At 37.2% G+C, this 15,683-nt stretch carries 20 protein-coding genes; 7 read left to right on the forward strand and 13 right to left on the reverse strand.

The window, feature by feature from the left end:
- Positions 1-2: 2 nt before the first annotated feature.
- The 6 genes from AC3EA5_RS17015 to AC3EA5_RS17040 form a co-directional block, all read right to left on the reverse strand.
- Positions 3-395: a group-specific protein gene (locus AC3EA5_RS17015; RefSeq protein ID WP_488609395.1), complete on the reverse strand. Its 393-nt coding sequence runs from the start codon at positions 393-395 to the stop codon at positions 3-5.
- 25 nt (positions 396-420) lie between these two features.
- The gene (locus AC3EA5_RS17020) at positions 421-615 is read right to left on the reverse strand and encodes a YwbE family protein (RefSeq protein ID WP_488609396.1); all 195 of its coding nucleotides are present in this window, start codon (positions 613-615) and stop codon (positions 421-423) included.
- A gap of 259 nt (positions 616-874) precedes the next feature.
- A complete protein-coding gene (locus AC3EA5_RS17025) occupies positions 875-1,519 on the reverse strand; it encodes a YIP1 family protein (RefSeq protein ID WP_488609397.1) in 645 nt (214 codons plus the stop codon).
- Between the two features lie 274 nt (positions 1,520-1,793).
- Positions 1,794-2,555, reverse strand: a complete 762-nt coding sequence (locus AC3EA5_RS17030) for a 3D domain-containing protein (RefSeq protein ID WP_488609398.1) — start codon at positions 2,553-2,555, stop codon at positions 1,794-1,796.
- A 167-nt stretch (positions 2,556-2,722) separates the two neighbouring features.
- Positions 2,723-3,523, reverse strand: a complete 801-nt coding sequence (locus AC3EA5_RS17035; RefSeq protein ID WP_488609399.1) for a PP2C family serine/threonine-protein phosphatase — start codon at positions 3,521-3,523, stop codon at positions 2,723-2,725.
- A 595-nt stretch (positions 3,524-4,118) separates the two neighbouring features.
- A complete protein-coding gene (locus AC3EA5_RS17040) occupies positions 4,119-4,973 on the reverse strand; it encodes a GAF domain-containing protein (RefSeq protein WP_488609400.1) in 855 nt (284 codons plus the stop codon).
- 177 nt (positions 4,974-5,150) lie between these two features.
- Here AC3EA5_RS17040 and AC3EA5_RS17045 point away from each other — a divergent pair, with 177 nt between their 5' ends.
- Positions 5,151-5,600: an OsmC family protein gene (locus tag AC3EA5_RS17045; protein ID WP_488609401.1), complete on the forward strand. Its 450-nt coding sequence runs from the start codon at positions 5,151-5,153 to the stop codon at positions 5,598-5,600.
- 126 nt (positions 5,601-5,726) lie between these two features.
- On the opposite strand, the gene AC3EA5_RS17050 is transcribed toward AC3EA5_RS17045, so the two are convergent.
- The 3 genes from AC3EA5_RS17050 to AC3EA5_RS17060 form a co-directional block, all read right to left on the reverse strand.
- The gene (locus AC3EA5_RS17050; protein ID WP_488609402.1) at positions 5,727-6,800 is read right to left on the reverse strand and encodes an ATP-binding protein; all 1,074 of its coding nucleotides are present in this window, start codon (positions 6,798-6,800) and stop codon (positions 5,727-5,729) included.
- A gap of 175 nt (positions 6,801-6,975) precedes the next feature.
- On the reverse strand, positions 6,976-7,365 hold the full coding sequence (locus tag AC3EA5_RS17055; protein WP_488609403.1) for an NUDIX hydrolase: 390 nt from the start codon (positions 7,363-7,365) through the stop codon (positions 6,976-6,978).
- A gap of 146 nt (positions 7,366-7,511) precedes the next feature.
- Positions 7,512-8,027 (reverse strand): TraR/DksA C4-type zinc finger protein, encoded by a 516-nt coding sequence (locus AC3EA5_RS17060; RefSeq protein ID WP_488609404.1) that lies wholly within the window; start codon positions 8,025-8,027, stop codon positions 7,512-7,514.
- A gap of 125 nt (positions 8,028-8,152) precedes the next feature.
- On the opposite strand from AC3EA5_RS17060, the gene AC3EA5_RS17065 reads away from it, so the two are divergent.
- Genes AC3EA5_RS17065 through AC3EA5_RS17075 form a run of 3 tightly spaced genes read left to right on the forward strand, consistent with a single transcriptional unit; the run spans position 8,153 to position 9,908 of the window.
- A complete protein-coding gene (locus AC3EA5_RS17065; protein ID WP_488609405.1) occupies positions 8,153-9,343 on the forward strand; it encodes a YbfB/YjiJ family MFS transporter in 1,191 nt (396 codons plus the stop codon).
- A complete protein-coding gene (locus AC3EA5_RS17070; RefSeq protein WP_488609406.1) occupies positions 9,321-9,692 on the forward strand; it encodes a VOC family protein in 372 nt (123 codons plus the stop codon). The genes AC3EA5_RS17065 and AC3EA5_RS17070 overlap by 23 nt, the downstream gene beginning before the upstream one ends.
- A gap of 12 nt (positions 9,693-9,704) precedes the next feature.
- Complete coding sequence (locus AC3EA5_RS17075; RefSeq protein ID WP_488609407.1) at positions 9,705-9,908, forward strand: 2-hydroxymuconate tautomerase family protein; 204 nt, start codon at positions 9,705-9,707, stop codon at positions 9,906-9,908.
- Positions 9,909-9,957: 49 nt separating this feature from the next.
- Here AC3EA5_RS17075 and AC3EA5_RS17080 read toward each other — a convergent pair whose 3' ends face one another.
- Positions 9,958-10,455 carry a GNAT family N-acetyltransferase gene (locus AC3EA5_RS17080; RefSeq protein ID WP_488609408.1) on the reverse strand — a complete coding sequence of 166 codons (498 nt, stop codon included), beginning with the start codon at positions 10,453-10,455 and terminating at the stop codon, positions 9,958-9,960.
- A 173-nt stretch (positions 10,456-10,628) separates the two neighbouring features.
- On the opposite strand from AC3EA5_RS17080, the gene AC3EA5_RS17085 reads away from it, so the two are divergent.
- The 3 genes from AC3EA5_RS17085 to AC3EA5_RS17095 all read left to right on the forward strand — a co-directional run bounded on the left by AC3EA5_RS17085 (position 10,629) and on the right by AC3EA5_RS17095 (position 12,677).
- Positions 10,629-11,075, forward strand: coding sequence for a MarR family winged helix-turn-helix transcriptional regulator (locus tag AC3EA5_RS17085; RefSeq protein ID WP_488609409.1), 447 nt, complete (start codon positions 10,629-10,631; stop codon positions 11,073-11,075).
- Between the two features lie 66 nt (positions 11,076-11,141).
- On the forward strand, positions 11,142-12,464 hold the full coding sequence (locus AC3EA5_RS17090; protein ID WP_488609410.1) for an NAD(P)-binding domain-containing protein: 1,323 nt from the start codon (positions 11,142-11,144) through the stop codon (positions 12,462-12,464).
- Between the two features lie 18 nt (positions 12,465-12,482).
- On the forward strand, positions 12,483-12,677 hold the full coding sequence (locus AC3EA5_RS17095) for a hypothetical protein (protein ID WP_488609411.1): 195 nt from the start codon (positions 12,483-12,485) through the stop codon (positions 12,675-12,677).
- A 32-nt stretch (positions 12,678-12,709) separates the two neighbouring features.
- On the opposite strand, the gene AC3EA5_RS17100 is transcribed toward AC3EA5_RS17095, so the two are convergent.
- The 3 genes from AC3EA5_RS17100 to AC3EA5_RS17110 form a co-directional block, all read right to left on the reverse strand.
- Positions 12,710-12,949, reverse strand: coding sequence for a hypothetical protein (locus AC3EA5_RS17100; protein ID WP_394188156.1), 240 nt, complete (start codon positions 12,947-12,949; stop codon positions 12,710-12,712).
- Positions 12,950-12,982: 33 nt separating this feature from the next.
- Positions 12,983-13,465, reverse strand: coding sequence for a DinB family protein (locus tag AC3EA5_RS17105; protein ID WP_488609412.1), 483 nt, complete (start codon positions 13,463-13,465; stop codon positions 12,983-12,985).
- A 485-nt stretch (positions 13,466-13,950) separates the two neighbouring features.
- Positions 13,951-15,648 (reverse strand): M3 family oligoendopeptidase, encoded by a 1,698-nt coding sequence (locus AC3EA5_RS17110; protein ID WP_488609468.1) that lies wholly within the window; start codon positions 15,646-15,648, stop codon positions 13,951-13,953.
- Positions 15,649-15,683: the final 35 nt, after the last annotated feature.

Below are 15,683 nucleotides of genomic sequence, written 5' to 3' on the forward strand. Positions count from 1 at the left end.
TCCTAGCTTGGAAATATGAACTTTATTTTATCTATACACATCTCTATAGATCCAAAACACTTTTCGATTTCTGGTAAATGATAAAATGTGGTTGAAAATTCAATATCCATCATTTTACGATTCGGTGCATAAAGAATGATTTTCTTCTTCCCTGCAATAGCAAGTCCTAGCTCTACATCCGTCCCTTTTCCTCCAGGTAAAACAATGAGAACCAATTCAGAATCTTCAATTGCAGCTTTTTCGAGTAAGCCAATTCTTTGTAATTCCTCAACTGTATCTACTCGCTCATTCAAGGTCCAGTCATATGTTAGCTGCCATCCCATTTGTGTAAGCCTGTTTGTAAGAGTACGAACTTGATTTATATTTTGAAAACTCGATGCAACATAAAATTTCAAATACATCCCACTTTCACTTTAAACGTTAGAGAATCTCACAAACTCGACCAACTTGTCCATCTTCTAGCCGTACTTTAATTCCATGAGGATGATTCTGAGAATTTGTTAACAAATCTTTAACGACGCCTTTCGTTTTCACACCAGTACGTTGGTCTTTCTTTAAAATCACATATACTTCTATTCCTGGTTTTACATCTGCACGATTTTGTCCGTTTGCCATATTCATCATCCTTTCTTGTTCTAATCTTACCATTAGAAAAGACAAAGCGTGCACCAAAATGATGCACGCTTCCAGACTTTAACGTAACTAAGCAGTTGTTTTACACCACCTCCTTTTCAATCAAAAGAAGTCGCTGTAAATATAGTTAATAATGTCCGTTGATATAGAGCTTGTTTAAAGATGTCATATAGGTAACAGTCCATTAATTTAAAACGCCAGCTCAACGAGTGAAATCTCGTGAACTAGCGTTTTTTCATAATTAAATGACATTGGTTGCGAAAAACATCATGACGAAGATAATTCCAATGATAAAGAACACTATAGCCGGAATCATAAGGGTTGCGAAGCCTCTCCAACTTGAGAACTGATGCACCTCTCCTATCGATTGACTCTGTATGACAATCATCCATATAGAATAAACGATCATAATAAGGGCTGAGAAAATCATCCAAATAATCATTGTGCCATTAATACCACTCAGAGGATCTACTTGATTCTCATTGAATGTAATAATTGAAGTGAGGATGAAGTATGGGAATAACCAAATCGCGGGGATTGTCACTACACCCATTGCTTTTGCCATTTCTCCAAATGTTCCTACTCCCCCCATCCATTTTCCAACAAAGGTAAAGATAAGTGTAGATAATCCAACTCCTAGTAAACCTAAAATTGGACCAATCACTAAAGATGCTAAAATTAGGAACCCTAACTGAAATTTAAGAGTAGAACTTAACTCTCCGAAAGCATTAAATCCACTCGGTATACCTGAAATCGCAGCGATAATAAGTGCGTATTTTAATGATTTGTTCTCGAGAACATAGCGGATAGTCTTTCTCGTTGAAAACCAAATTGAAAAAAACGGGTTTAGCTTTTCATTTTCATGAACATACGTCGGTTGTTGCATTTTAATCCCCTCCAATAACTATGTATACGATACAAAAGTGAATTTAACACATCTTTTGAATGAGAAACTACACTTCCACGAAAAACGCGGTAAGTCTCCACACTCAATCTTTTAATAAAGTTAGAGATTCTCATAATATTATTAAAGGCGTAAAAATCACTCATCTAATCCTATACTTATTCGGTAAAAATAGGAAGACCATAGTTAGAAAACAAGCTTCTTAACCAAATTTAAAACACAAAAAAGATGAGCACAAGGCTCATCTTTTACTCTATTAATCTAAAATTTTAATTGTAACTGTTTTTCTACCCCAGTTTAGAGCATCTTGTTGACTTGGAATGAATACGTCAATGATATTACCTTTGATAGCTCCACCAGTATCACCGGCGATTGCTTCTCCATAACCTTCAACCCATACTCGTGAACCTAATGGAATCACTGAAGGATCCACTGCGATTACTTTTTGGTTTGGATTCGAACGTAAATCAATTCCTGTCGCTGTTACTCCAGAACATCCCGCACAATAAGCTGTATAAGCTGTTGCGGTAACAGTCATCTCTTTAGCAGAAGATGCAGTTGGAGCTGCTACTGCCGCTGTTTGAGTAGTACTTGTTGTGGATTTAGTAGGTGTAGATGCTTGCGAAGTGTTGGTTGCGACACTTGCCGAAGCTACTTTTTTCCCGTCAAGAATGAACTCATCACCTGGATGAATTAAATCACTAGATAAGTTGTTTAAGTTTTTCAACTCATTAACTGACATATTGTGATCTGTTGCAATTTTATAAAGTGTATCACCTTGAACCACTGTGTAAGTGTTGATGATATCTTCAACTTTAAGCTCTTGCGATGGATATATAAGAGTTGAATCTAATTCGTTCCATTCTTGTAAGTCTGACACGCTAACATTATTGTCTTGTGAAATCGACCATAATGTATCTCCTGATTGTACCGTATGAACGCTAGATGCGGATGCTTGTCCCGCCGCTCCTACTGATAATGCTGCAATTGCAGTTAGTGTAACGATTTTCTTTTTCATGTGAATAATTTCCTCCTTTTCACTAACGACCACTAGCATACCACCGAGAGATGTCAGAACGATTGCAAGGTCATGTGTAGGAGTTATCAATTATATGACAGGATTCGACATTCTGTTATATATGTAATATATACATAAATACCCATTTACTTCTTCTAAGTAAGGGCTTACGCATTACTCGGCTTTGTTGCTGTTTCTGAAATATGTATCTGCCATGATAGAATCGTCGTGCTATCTCGTACATGGTTATTTTCAATTTCAATCAACAACCGTTGCACGCCCTCTTCAATCGTGCATCCTTTGAATTCTTGAAAGATTGCAGATGGATTGTTAAAAGGTTCATTCGGACACTCAATCAAACCGTCCGTGGTCAAGAGAATGTGATTAACCCCCGTTCTCAATTCTTTAATCCCTCTACTATAAGAAGGAACTGGCAAATCAAATGTATTTACTTGCCCTATCCATTCATAGAAACTTCGTTGGTTGAGTTGAACTTCACCTAGCGCATTTAGTTCTGGATGTAAGACGTACAACAAACAATCCCCTACTGATAACCACCACACATACTTTCCTTTTCGACCGACAAACAGCGCAGCAGTTTCACCTGTCAACGCAGCACAATCTTTTTTAAATTCTTCTTTATTTAAAACACTGAGCACAAGATCTTCAATTTCCTGAAAGGCTACAGATAAAGACTTCGACATAATTTCACGAATTTTTTTCTCTTCGTCTAAAAATGTGGATACCACGAGTTCTGCACTTTCTGCCGTATTATGTGCATCTAGTAAAATAGTAAACTCCCAGTCTTCTTGCGTATTTATGAAAACCAAACATCCATCTTCGTTTTTATATTGACCTGCAGTTGAGCATCCCCCAAAATGTCCCGCTATAAGGTTCTCAATTTGAATCGTCTTTTTCTCATCCACATAATCCACCCAGCTTCCAACCCAGCTATAAGTGTTTTTCATCTTGAACCCCTCCTTATTATCTGATTATGCTTATAGTATAACCTTTCCCCATTTTTGTAGTAATCTCAAAATCCACTCTAAAGTCCATCTAGCTCTAGCTCAGCAACCACGATCATGGAATCACCATGTGATCGGGGATGCACGCGTTGCTTAGCATCCATTGCTTTTGGAGTCATTTGCTTTAATGGTGACAATTATAACTGAGATTGCTGTTTTTCTAACTGAGATGGTCATAATTCTAACTGAGACCACGATAATTCTAACCAAGAACGCTTAAATTCTAACTGAGCGACGATTCACTAAAACAGTAACACCCGCCAAGCGCTAGCGGCGGGGCAATTCAGATCTTAAAAACACAAGTTGGTGCTGCCCGCTTCGCTTAGGCAGCCTTTGCTGTTGGCGTAAGCCATTGACAATTACAACTGAGATGACTGTTTTTCTAACTGAGATGGTCAAAATTCTAACTGAGACCTCCAAAATTCTAACCAAGATTGCAATTTTCTAACTGAGGTGCGATTCGACATCGAAACACACAAAGAGAGGCTGGACAATACAAAAAACCGCCAATCCATTTGGACAGCGGTCTCTAGTTCTTCTATTCTCTTTCTAAGATAAACCCAATTCTTTGTAGGGCTCTTTCTAGAGTAGACTCAATCATGATATCTTTCAAATCGGCATGCACTTGTATAGCATTCATGGCCATACTCGGTTGAAAACCAGTGACAATTGGCTTCACACCAATGATTTCTAAAATATTAACAAGTTTTAATAAGGCACCACTTACGGTTTGATTAATTTGGGTAACGGCAGATAAATCGACGATTAAGTAATCCAAATCGTATTGTTGACTTTTATGCAACGCAGTATGGATAATGTTTTCTGCTCGTTGGGCTGTGATTTCACCGATTATCGGTAAAATCGCTACCCCTTTCGTAACAGGGACAAGCGGTGCTGAAAGCGTTTGAATTTGCTGATTCGCACGATCTAATTCCAGTACATAAGTTAGGATCGAAGCCATCGTTTCAAAAACTTCTATTTGCTTATCTGTGAATTCCATGGTTTTTGTATCGAGTCCACAAATCGTGCCGTAATTTTCACCATTTTCATAATAAATCGGAATACCGATAAAAGAACCGCTCCCTAAATTCTCAGTCACACCTAGTTGCAGAGATTTTGGATTTTGCGTGATATCTTCAATCAATAAAACCTCTTTCCCTTGATCAACACTCAACTTACAATAAGTGTCATTAAAAGGGAGTTCATCACCTTCTTTTAATAAGGTTTCATTCTCATTAATAGCCTTCACAATTCTATTCGTTTTGGTATCATTTCGAGCAATAAATAGGGTATTCATATCAATAATATTGCTCATAACATTTAAAATACTCTGAGCGGCTTCATCAAAATTCTTATAGGTTTTCCCTTTTATAGCGATCGTTCGCTCATCCATGTTTTCTCCATCCCCTTGAATCTATAAATTGTATTAAGAGTGTACCATTAATTTTAGATTCTCTATAATTAAAGCCTTCGTGTGCATAATAAATCTTTCCTCCCACAATCTAATATCATTATTCTGCTATTTTTCGTGCAAATCATTTACACTATTTGAGAAAAGAGGTGGTTAAGTATGACATTACATACTTTTTATCTAAAAACTGATTGGCCAGGTCTACGCAATGATGTCGGGACCATCGAAACTAAAAACTTACAAACACAAGTTTCAATTCCACCTGAAATGGATGGACCAGGAGTGGGTACGAACCCGGATGAAATGCTTCTTGGAGCGGCAGCTACCTGTTATATTATTACACTAGCTGCCATGATGGAGAGAAGCAATCTTCCTAAAGTAAGTTTATCCATGGATTCTGAAGGGATTGTGGATGTCACAAAAGGGGTGTTTACCTATAAAAAAATTATTCATCGTCCTAAAATCGTTTTAAATTCTGATGCATCCATTAAAGATTTATCACTTGCACAACGACTTGCTGAAAAGGCTGAATCTTCCTGCATGATCAGTAGAGCTCTAAAAGGCAATGTTGAGATTGATTTGCAAGCAGATATTCTCATTGATTCATGAATATCAATCCAATGTGAAACTTCCTAAGCTATCAAATCCATCCACGTCTTTTTAGACACAAAAAAAGAGAGGTTCTAAAAGTCATCTAGAAGGACTTTTAGAACACCTCTTTATCTACTAATTCATTCAATCTGTCGCCGGTTGAATTGGCAGTTGAACATTAAAAGTTGTCCCGATACCTAATTCACTCAGAACTTGAATATGACCACCATGGTCATTAATCGTGGTAAACACTTGTGTTAAGCCTAATCCAGTTCCATCGGACTTACTAGAATAGAACGGTGTTCCTAATAACTTGAGTTTATCTTTATGAACGCCTATACCATTATCAATAATTTTCACAAAGACAGAGTTATCTTTACAAAAATGCTCGATTCTAATCTTACCTTCAGAAGGCATTGCTTCTAAAGCATTTTTGATTAAATTAAAAAATGCTTTTAAAAACAGGTTCCTCTTTCCATAAATACACTGATCTGAATCCCTCAAATCCAATTCAACTTCAATGTTATATAACTTATCTTGAAATAAAAACATCAATGATGTTAATTCTTTACATAAATTGATTCTCGTAATAGGTTCTGCATATAAGTCTGGCTTTGATACTTGAAGTAAGTTCTGTAAGGTATCAATTGCCTTTTCTAGCTCGATTTCCATTGTCATTAAATAAGGATGAGAGCTACTTTCTTTTAACAATTGCAAAAACCCTTTAACAGCAGTAAGTGGATTACGTACTTCATGAGCTATTCCAGCTGCAATTTGACCAATGGAAACTAATTTTTCTCTGTCATTTAATAGTCTCTCAGCTTCTTTACGCGTAGAAATGTCGCGTAGAACAGTTTGAATGCATTTTCGCCCCCCAAATTGAATGGGATGACAATACAATTCAATTTCCACTGATGTTCCATCAGAACAGAAAATGGTTTCCTCAACTAAATCTGAGGGACTCTGATCTAGCATTCCATTTGCAATGCGATGTTTGATCTTTTCTTTGCTCTGTTCTCGAAAGACCGACAACACATTCATGCCAATTAAATCTTCTTTATTTCCTTTTAGAAGATTCGCGCCGGATTGATTAATATATAGGACTTTATAATCCGAATGAATAATGACAGTTTCGACGGAATACTCAATTATTTGGGCATACAACAAATCATTTTGTAATATATCATTAGACGTACTCATTTCAACCACTTGATTCATTAGACATCTCCGATCTCTAACCAATTCCCTAAAAGTAGAGTAGAATATTCAATGGACATTACAATAGATATATTGAAATAACTAAAATTCGAAAATTCAATTAATTTAATATAATTAATACTATTGTAACTGAAAAATACCATTTTGAAAATGTTTATTTAAATGTTTTTAGCCTTTAGTCATGAAAATTGTCTAATATTTCTAATGGACGAATATCATATGATTTTAAGTGCCCCTTTTTTAATAATACAGGCATATAGGTTCCTCTATCCAAATCAGAATGTAAAAATTCTTCTCCATCGCCTGTACCAAACTCACCACTGATATATTTTGCAAGAAAATAATATTGAAGTCGATTATTAAATGTAAGAGTTGTTAGTAGCTTTTCAATTTCGATATCTATTCCTAGTTCTTCTTTTACCTCACGAATGGCTGCTTCTTCTGGCGTTTCACCTTCTTCGATCCCCCCACCTGGAAAAACATAATATTCATGATTATTTCTAACCCTCTTTATTAACGCAATCTTTCCATCTAGTTCTATAATTGCCCCACTTCTTTTTCTCATATATTCACGTCCAGTCTTTCTATTTCGGGTTTCTCACTATGCTCACTTCATAGTGAGACGTATTTCTGCAATAAAACGTTACATGTTTTCAAAAAAATTCTCAAAAAAAAATAGCGAAGACCAAAATTGGTCCTCGCTTTTCTGCATTATTTGTATAAATCTTTTTGATCATCTTTATCAACGTCTTGCGGAGTGTCTGATGATCCGAATTTTTCTACGTCTTCAAAGCTGTCCTCATAATCACGGACGCCACCCTCATCTTTTACAGGGTGTTCAGTCGACGAACCAAGAATTGCTTCTTCAGATGGGCGACTGTCTGTATCAAAGTCATGATTTGCGTGATCGATACAAGTACGTGCCATTGGAAGTGCTTCTAAACGTTCGATTGGAATATCCTCACCACATACTTCACATTTGCCATAAGTGCCTTCTTCCATAGCATTTAATGCCGATTCAAGTTGTTCAATTTCATCGACTTTATGTTGTTCAATAGCCATTTCTGTGTTTTGATCCGTTAAATCAGTTGCGTTATCGGCCGGATGGTTGTCGTAATTCGATAACTCCGTAGTTTCTAAGTGCTTGTCAGTATGTAAACGACTTTTCACATCTTCAAGTTCTTTTGTTAATTGTTCTTTTAGTTTGTTTAATTGTTTTTGTCTCATTATTTTGTTCCTCCAGGTTCTTTTCGCTTTCCCTATCTATTTCCTTTATCGAAGAAATCAAACCTTCTTTTCAAAATTCTACTTAAAGATGTATGATGAGTAGAGAAATTTGAGGAGGAACGCTTATGTCAAAAAATCCCTATACGCTTGTTATTGGCGGCGTTTTTGCTCTTTTTATTGCCATGAGCATTGGTCGTTTTGCTTACACACCGATATTACCCTATATGCAAAAAGAAGCTGGTTTCACGACGCAATTTGCAGGATTCTTAGCTTCGAGTAATTATGCTGGTTATTTAATTGGCGCAATTATTGCGTCTTTAGTTCCTTTAAAACGGAATCGAGCTATATATTTGCGATTTAGCATTATCATTAGTATTTTATTGACCTTATTAATGGGTCTTACATATAGCCATACCTCATGGATGATTTGGCGATTTTTATCCGGCATTATGAGTGCTTTCGTATTTGTTTTGGCATCTAGTCTTATTCTAGATCAGTTAGCAAAACAACGGAAACTCGGGTGGGTCGGCGTCATGTACGGCGGGGTTGGTCTTGGTATTTTTGTTTCTGGTTTACTTGTACCCTTACTAATTGAAACGTTCAATTATGAAGGTGCCTGGATTGGACTAGCCTTAGTCGCTAGTGTTCTTGCAATCATCGTATTTTCAACAGTAACAGAAGACAAAACCATACATACATCTGGAGAGACTTCTATTCCTGTAAAAACGTTTAAAGCACCTAAATGGCTACCTTGGCTTCTCGCCTCCTATGGTTTAGAAGGGCTTGGCTATATTGTGACAGGAACATTCATCGTTGCAATTGCTGATCAGACACCTGCTTTTAGTGGCAACGCAACAAATGTGTGGGTGTTAGTAGGACTTGCTGCCATCCCATCGTGTGTTGTATGGGCGTATTTTGGTCATAGATTCGGTTATATGCTGTCACTCATGATTCTTTTAATTATTCAATCCATTGGAATCGCTTTACCCGCACTATCTGATTCCTCACTCAGCTTTTATTTGAGTGCCGTATTATTTGGTGCAACATTTATGGGCGTTACGACATTAGCCACTGCTTTTGCTCGGAATAAAAACCCACTTAATAGCGCTAAAACCATCGCCATCATGACCACCCTCTACGCGTTAGGACAAATGATTGGCCCATCTGTTGCAGGAATTTTAACCACGGAAACCGAAAGCTATACATGGGCATTATTAGGAGCATCTGCTTTTGTTATGATTGGCGCGTTTTTCTTATTGCCTTTAGTTAAACAGGAAAGGATTGAACAAGAACATGACGTACATCAAACGAATTGATCATATTCAACTTGCTGCACCTGTTGGAAGTGAAGATCAAGCGCGAGAATTTTTCCAAGGGATTTTGGCATTAGAAGAAGTCGAAAAACCTGAGGAATTAAAGAAAAATGGTGGTGTGTGGTTTTCTAACGGACACGTTGATATTCATGTTGGTGTTGAAAATACATTCGTCCCGGCAAAAAAAGCTCATCCTGCTTTTGAAGTGAATCAGATTGAAGAATTCGCTTCATTTCTTCAAGAGAAAGGTCTTGAAATACAAGTCGACCACAAGCTACCTGGAGCCAAGCGTTTTTATCTTCACGATCCTTTTGGAAATCGATTAGAGTTTTTAGAATGGGTTGGAAAATAAGGAGGAGTTCATTTGCCTTATGTAAATATCAAAATTACAAATGAACATGTCACAGCTGAAAAAAAGGAGCAATTGATTCAAGGTGTGACACAATTGCTGGTTGATGTTTTAAATAAAAACCCAGAAACAACTGTCGTCGTTATAGATGAAATCGATACTGACAATTGGGGTATTGGCGGAAAATCCGTTACCAATCGAAGAAAAGATGAGAAGTAAAATCCCGTTTTATAGACGGGATTTTTCTTTTTCAGTTTTCACTCAGCATTTAATCCGTTCCTACAATCTCACTTCGTTTTTCTAAAAGAACATTATCTCTCCAAACACCATCCATTTTACCCATCCGCTCGTGTATCCCTACTAAACGAAAACCACAGGATTTGTGTAAATGTATACTGGCTTCATTCTCTGGGAAGATAACAGCTTTTATTGTCCAAAATCCCTGATTCTCTGAAACTCGTATCAATTCATTTAATAGTTTTTTACCGATCCCTTTGCCTTTCGCTTTTGGATGAACATAGATGCTAACTTCACCTACTCCAGCATATACGGGACGCGCGGAAGTGTAGAGCACTTTAGCAAAAGCGACGACTTCCCCATCTGCTTCAACAACTAAATGACAGTTTGGATGAGATGTTTCCATCCACTTTTCATATGATGGAGCTTGTGTTTCAAACGTTGCGTTTTTTGAATGAATCCCTTCTTCGTAAATTTCTTTTACTGAAGGCCAATCTGAAGAAATCATGGATCTAATATTCGCTGACATATGTTTTCATCTCTTTTCTTAGTATTTTATGTTTAACGATGGGACGATTTTAACGACCTCTTCCCCACCAAAGTTGTAGCTATGGAATACACTCAAATCAAAATAAAAAAATTTTATAAATATAGTTGCATTATGCAAACGATTAGCGTATAACTATTAGTAAGAGGTGAAACATGGATAACAAACGTGAATTATTTCAAGTGCTTACACGTCGCTTTGGCCTTTTGAATAAAAATTGTTGTTCGGTTGGCGCAATCGATATCTCCACAGTTCATAGTCATATAATATATGAAATTGACAAACAACACGAACCTACGATGCAACAAATTGCCGAAACTCTTGCTATTGACGTTACAACGTTTAGCAGACAAATTCAAACACTAATTAAAATGGAACTTGTGACAAAATCACCTTCTTTAAATGATAAGCGCTATTATGTTTTAGCCTTAACAACGCAAGGAAAGTTTATGGCTTCTGCTATAGAAGCTTCTATGAACAACTATTTAGACGAAATCTTTTCACATATGAATGAATTCGAACAAGAAACAGTATTACGATCCATTAAGTTATTAAATAACGCCATGTCCAAATCAAGTGTTTGCTGTACACCATTACTGTGAGCAAGAGAAATCTTGCTCTTAAAATGAAACAATACTTGTAAAATACAAATTTAAAGGAGAATTTTGATGACAAACAAAATGAGTTTTAACATCTTATCAAACTGCTGTGAATCACCAAAAGAAACTACTCAATTAAGTCATTTGCCCGTTGCTATTATAGGTGCCGGACCTGTTGGGCTGGCAGCGGCTGCTCATTTAGTAGACAAAGGGGAACAATTCTTTATCCTTGAGGCAGGTCCACAAGTTGGTCACCATATTCAACAATGGGGGCATGTTCGATTATTTTCATCTTGGAAATTTAATATCGATCATGTTGCCAAACGTTTACTTGAAGACAGCGGGTGGAAATCACCTGTCTTAACTAGACTTCCTTACGGAAAAGATTTAATCGAGGAGTACTTACAACCCCTTTCACAATTACCTGCAATAAAACCTTTTCTTCATTTCAATTCAAAGGTAGTTGCCATTAGCAAAAATGGGTTAGATAAAATGAAAACCGCAAATCGTTCTGAACAATCCTTTGTGATTTATGTAGAAAAAGAAGGTCATACAGAGCGGATGGAAGCACGTGCAGTCATTGATGCTACTGGGACTTGGGGAAATCCAAACCCAGTTAACGCAGACCATATATGGACAAAAGAAGAAATTGAACTCAATCAACACATTTCATATGTCATTCCTGACATTAAAGGAAAAGACCGACCAACTTATGAAAACAAACATGTTGCGGTCGTTGGCGGAGGTCACTCGGCCATTAATACCATTCTCGAATTAGCCGAACTTGACGATGTTCAAATCTCATGGATCTTAAGAAAAAAACGCGTACAAGAAGCTTACGGTGGAGAAGAACTAGATGCTTTACCAGCACGTGGACAACTAGGTTCAAGAATCCATCAACTTGTTGATAGTGGCAGAGTAAAAGTGTATACACCTTTCTTTATTCAAAAAGTGTCCCGCTCCGAAATTGGCATTCAGGTAACTGGAATGGTTAGTAATGAAGTACAAACGATTATGGGTATAGACAAAATCATTTCAAATACCGGAAGTAAACCTGACTTCTCATTCCTTCGTGAAATCAGACTGGATTTGGATCCTGCGACAGAAAGCGTTACAAAGCTCGCACCGCTTATTGACCCAAATGTTCATAGCTGTGGAACGGTCCGCCCTCATGGTGAACGAGAGCTTCGCCAACCGGAAGCAAACTTCTATATGGTCGGGATGAAGAGCTATGGTCGTGCACCAACATTTTTAATGGCTACAGGGTATGAACAAGTTCGTTCAATCGTCGCTCACATAACCGGCGATTTAGATGGTGCTAAACGCGTTGAATTGGAGTTACCGGAAACTGGTGTCTGCAGCACAGGCATTAAAGGAAAAAGTTGCTGTTAAATTCGAGGGGGAATCATGATGGTTGTCAATAATGGCGGCAATTTATCTCTAGCATATTTTCGTGCCTATCTTAACTTGATTATCACAGCAAAAGCTTGCTCCGCTCTATGTGCTCAACAATATATGCTTGAACATTTTTTCAAAGGCAATCCTAATTATTTTGGACCTGTTTCTTATGAATCCTTTGTTCAAGCTACCACTGAAAGAGAATAAAAGTGAAGACACAGTTCAGTCGAATTGTGTCTTCATTTTTTATTGTCTTTTTCATTCCCACGCTTAAAATTCCCCGTGATTTTAGCCAGTGCGAGTTGCACATCCTTGTCTGTTTCTGCTTGCTGAATTCGTGCAATCAATCGTTCCGCCTCTTTACCTTTCACAACTTTTATTCCCTTACCCGCATAATCAATAAAAACTGTGTTGCTTTTACTGACACGGTAAGAAAATACTTCTTCATTTAACCTGTTTCTCTTATCAATATTACTCATAGTACTCCCCTCTACTTCCGGAATCTCAAATGATTAAGGGAGATGAACACCTAATCCTTTTCTAATCAGATTTGCAGAAACAGGTGGCATCCCAAGTTCTCTCGACCAAACTGACAGTTGACCGATATGATGGATTTCATGTGCAATAATATGACGCATAATTTCTCCCCATGCCAACTTAATGACAGTGCCATCCGCTCTGGTTTCTTGCAAGAAATTATGTTCAAATTCACCTTCCCAATCTAATACAAAAGCCTTTACTTCTTCTTTGAATAAATCATTTAACTCCATAACTTTTTCTAAACTTTGATAGTCATCAAAGCTTTCTTGAAAATCCGGAAAACCTTTCATGATGCGAATCCAACTCCACTCCGCATCAATGATATGGAACAAAGTATGTAAGATTCCGCCTACTCCGCCTGTTCGCACTTTTAAAAGATCTTCTAACGGGACTTCTTTGCACCATTCAAACCACTCATCTCGAATCTGCCAATTGTACTGAAATAACGTCTGCATGAATTGCCTCCTTTGATTTTGAACTTAGAGCTTTAGAAAAATATTGTTTGTACTCATATGCGATTAATAGCTAAGTTGTCTTCTTATTTATTGCATTTAATTAAAAAGGTGGTGTGCGGCTATTTCCTACTAAAGTAGTTTGCAAAGTTATGGTTATAGAACAAATTTTGTAGATAGTAATAATAAAATCAAAAGTGTGTATCCCTCTATTTGCACGACTGCATATCATTATATATATTTACAGCGATTACAGTTGATTGAAATGGAGATGGCGACTCCGGCGGAATCAGCAAGAACTGAAGACCCTAAGGAACAAAGACTAAGACCGCCACGTCCTGTGGCAACGTCTTTGAAACCAACTTCGTGTTGGCCTCCGCGGAAAGCGTCCATCGCAATGGAAATCAACATTTTTCACTTGTCTACCGTCTACTTTCAAATCTGTATAAGAAAGAAGTTGAGAAAATGAATTCTCAACTTCAGATTGTTTATAAATTTTTGTCGTCTACTGAATTTAGGTAATCTTCAATTGTGCCAATAACAGATTCAACGCAACCTTCTTCAAAAGGTGATATTAAATTCGCTTCAGCTACTAGCTTTGTAAAAGATTTTGAACCGCCTAATTGACATAGGTGTAAATAATCTTTCCAAGCTGATTCTTGGTCTACTCTTGAGCGCTTCCAGAACTGGAACGCACAGATTTGAGCTAATGTGTAATCAATATAGTAGAACGGACTATTATAGATATGGCCTTGACGTTGCCAGAATCCGCCCGCTTCTAAATAACTATTGCCATCAAAATCACGATGAGGTAAATAAATACTTTCGATTTTACTCCATGCAGCTTTTCGTTCTGTAGGAGTCATCTCAGGATTTTCATAAATCTCATGTTGGAATTCATCTACAGCAACACCATATGGCAGGAATTGAAGCGCACCACTTAAGTGAGCAAATTTATATTTTTCTGTTTGCTCTTTAAAGAAATACTCCATCCAAGGCCAAGTAAAGAACTCCATGCTCATTGAATGAATTTCACATGCTTCAAACGTCGGCCATAAATATTCCGGAATACCGATATCACGACTTGAGTAAACTTGGAACGCGTGACCCGCTTCATGTGTTAACACATCAATATCGCCTGATGTGCCATTGAAATTCGAGAAGATAAATGGAGAATTATATTCTTCAATGAATGTACAATATCCACCCGACTCTTTTCCTGTTTTCGCTTCTACGTCCATTAGTTTTCGGTCTGTCAAGAAACGGAAGAACTCGCCTGTTTCAGGTGATAATTCATCATACATTTTAGACCCATTTTCAATAATCCACTCCGCTGATCCTTGAGGAGTCGCATTTCCTGAAATGAAGTTTAATGATTCATCATAAAACTTTAGTGAATCAACTCCAATACGCTCTGCTTGACGCTCATATAATTTGCTCGCCAAAGGTACGATGAAATCTCGAACTTGATCTCGGAATTTTTTAACCATTTCCGCATTGTAATCAACGCGCATCATGCGAATATAGCCTAGCTCAACAAAGTTTTTGTATCCTAAAGTGACCGCAATTTTATGGCGAACTTTTACAAGCTTATCAAACAGGTCATCGAACTTTTCTTCATTTCCTGCGAAGAATTGAGTGCTTGCAGCTAAGGCTTGTTTACGAATTTCACGGTCGGTAGATTCTCTATATGGACCTAATTGAGCTAACGTTAACGTTTTTCCATCAAATTCAACTTGTGCAGAAGCGACAAGTTTTGAATACTCAGAGGATAACTTATTTTCTTGTTGCATCAATTCAATGATTTCAGGCGAGAAAGCCTTTATCGAATAATCAGCTAGATTAAACAGCTGACTTCCCCATTTTTCTTCTAACTCATTTCTGAATTTAGATGCAACGAGTTCTTTGTAGTAAGCAGTTACTAATTCTTCTAACTGCGGAGATACTTCATCAAAGTAATCTCTTTCTTTTTGGTAGAACTCGTCCTTCGTATCAATGGATGCACGAATAAATGCTAAGTTTGCTTGTGTAGAAAAAGATTCTCGGAATTCATTAATTTTAGCAATAGCCTCACTTTGTTGTTCCATTGAATCGGCTTCTTTAAAAGCAGTCAACAATCCTTCAAAGCGTTCTTTGGCTTCTTCAAAATTCGGACGATTATACTTATATTGATCGAATGTTACCATTTTCAAAATTCCCCCTAGGCAAATAAAATATGTAA

The organism is Paenisporosarcina sp. (assembly GCF_057785155.1).

Bases quoted from the DNA above. Each gene is read 5' to 3' on its own strand.
- AC3EA5_RS17020 (WP_488609396.1), bottom strand. From the start codon at position 615: ATGGCAAACGGACAAAATCGTGCAGATGTAAAACCAGGAATAGAAGTA.
- AC3EA5_RS17025 (WP_488609397.1), bottom strand. From the start codon at position 1,519: ATGCAACAACCGACGTATGTTCATGAAAATGAAAAGCTAAACCCGTTT.
- AC3EA5_RS17030 (WP_488609398.1), bottom strand. From the start codon at position 2,555: ATGAAAAAGAAAATCGTTACACTAACTGCAATTGCAGCATTATCAGTA.
- AC3EA5_RS17035 (WP_488609399.1), bottom strand. From the start codon at position 3,523: ATGAAAAACACTTATAGCTGGGTTGGAAGCTGGGTGGATTATGTGGAT.
- AC3EA5_RS17040 (WP_488609400.1), bottom strand. From the start codon at position 4,973: ATGGATGAGCGAACGATCGCTATAAAAGGGAAAACCTATAAGAATTTT.
- AC3EA5_RS17045 (WP_488609401.1), top strand. From the start codon at position 5,151: ATGACATTACATACTTTTTATCTAAAAACTGATTGGCCAGGTCTACGC.
- AC3EA5_RS17050 (WP_488609402.1), bottom strand. From the start codon at position 6,800: ATGAATCAAGTGGTTGAAATGAGTACGTCTAATGATATATTACAAAAT.
- AC3EA5_RS17055 (WP_488609403.1), bottom strand. From the start codon at position 7,365: ATGAGAAAAAGAAGTGGGGCAATTATAGAACTAGATGGAAAGATTGCG.
- AC3EA5_RS17060 (WP_488609404.1), bottom strand. From the start codon at position 8,027: ATGAGACAAAAACAATTAAACAAACTAAAAGAACAATTAACAAAAGAA.
- AC3EA5_RS17065 (WP_488609405.1), top strand. From the start codon at position 8,153: ATGTCAAAAAATCCCTATACGCTTGTTATTGGCGGCGTTTTTGCTCTT.
- AC3EA5_RS17070 (WP_488609406.1), top strand. From the start codon at position 9,321: ATGACGTACATCAAACGAATTGATCATATTCAACTTGCTGCACCTGTT.
- AC3EA5_RS17080 (WP_488609408.1), bottom strand. From the start codon at position 10,455: ATGTCAGCGAATATTAGATCCATGATTTCTTCAGATTGGCCTTCAGTA.
- AC3EA5_RS17085 (WP_488609409.1), top strand. From the start codon at position 10,629: ATGGATAACAAACGTGAATTATTTCAAGTGCTTACACGTCGCTTTGGC.
- AC3EA5_RS17090 (WP_488609410.1), top strand. From the start codon at position 11,142: ATGACAAACAAAATGAGTTTTAACATCTTATCAAACTGCTGTGAATCA.
- AC3EA5_RS17095 (WP_488609411.1), top strand. From the start codon at position 12,483: ATGGTTGTCAATAATGGCGGCAATTTATCTCTAGCATATTTTCGTGCC.
- AC3EA5_RS17100 (WP_394188156.1), bottom strand. From the start codon at position 12,949: ATGAGTAATATTGATAAGAGAAACAGGTTAAATGAAGAAGTATTTTCT.
- AC3EA5_RS17105 (WP_488609412.1), bottom strand. From the start codon at position 13,465: ATGCAGACGTTATTTCAGTACAATTGGCAGATTCGAGATGAGTGGTTT.
- AC3EA5_RS17110 (WP_488609468.1), bottom strand. From the start codon at position 15,648: ATGGTAACATTCGATCAATATAAGTATAATCGTCCGAATTTTGAAGAA.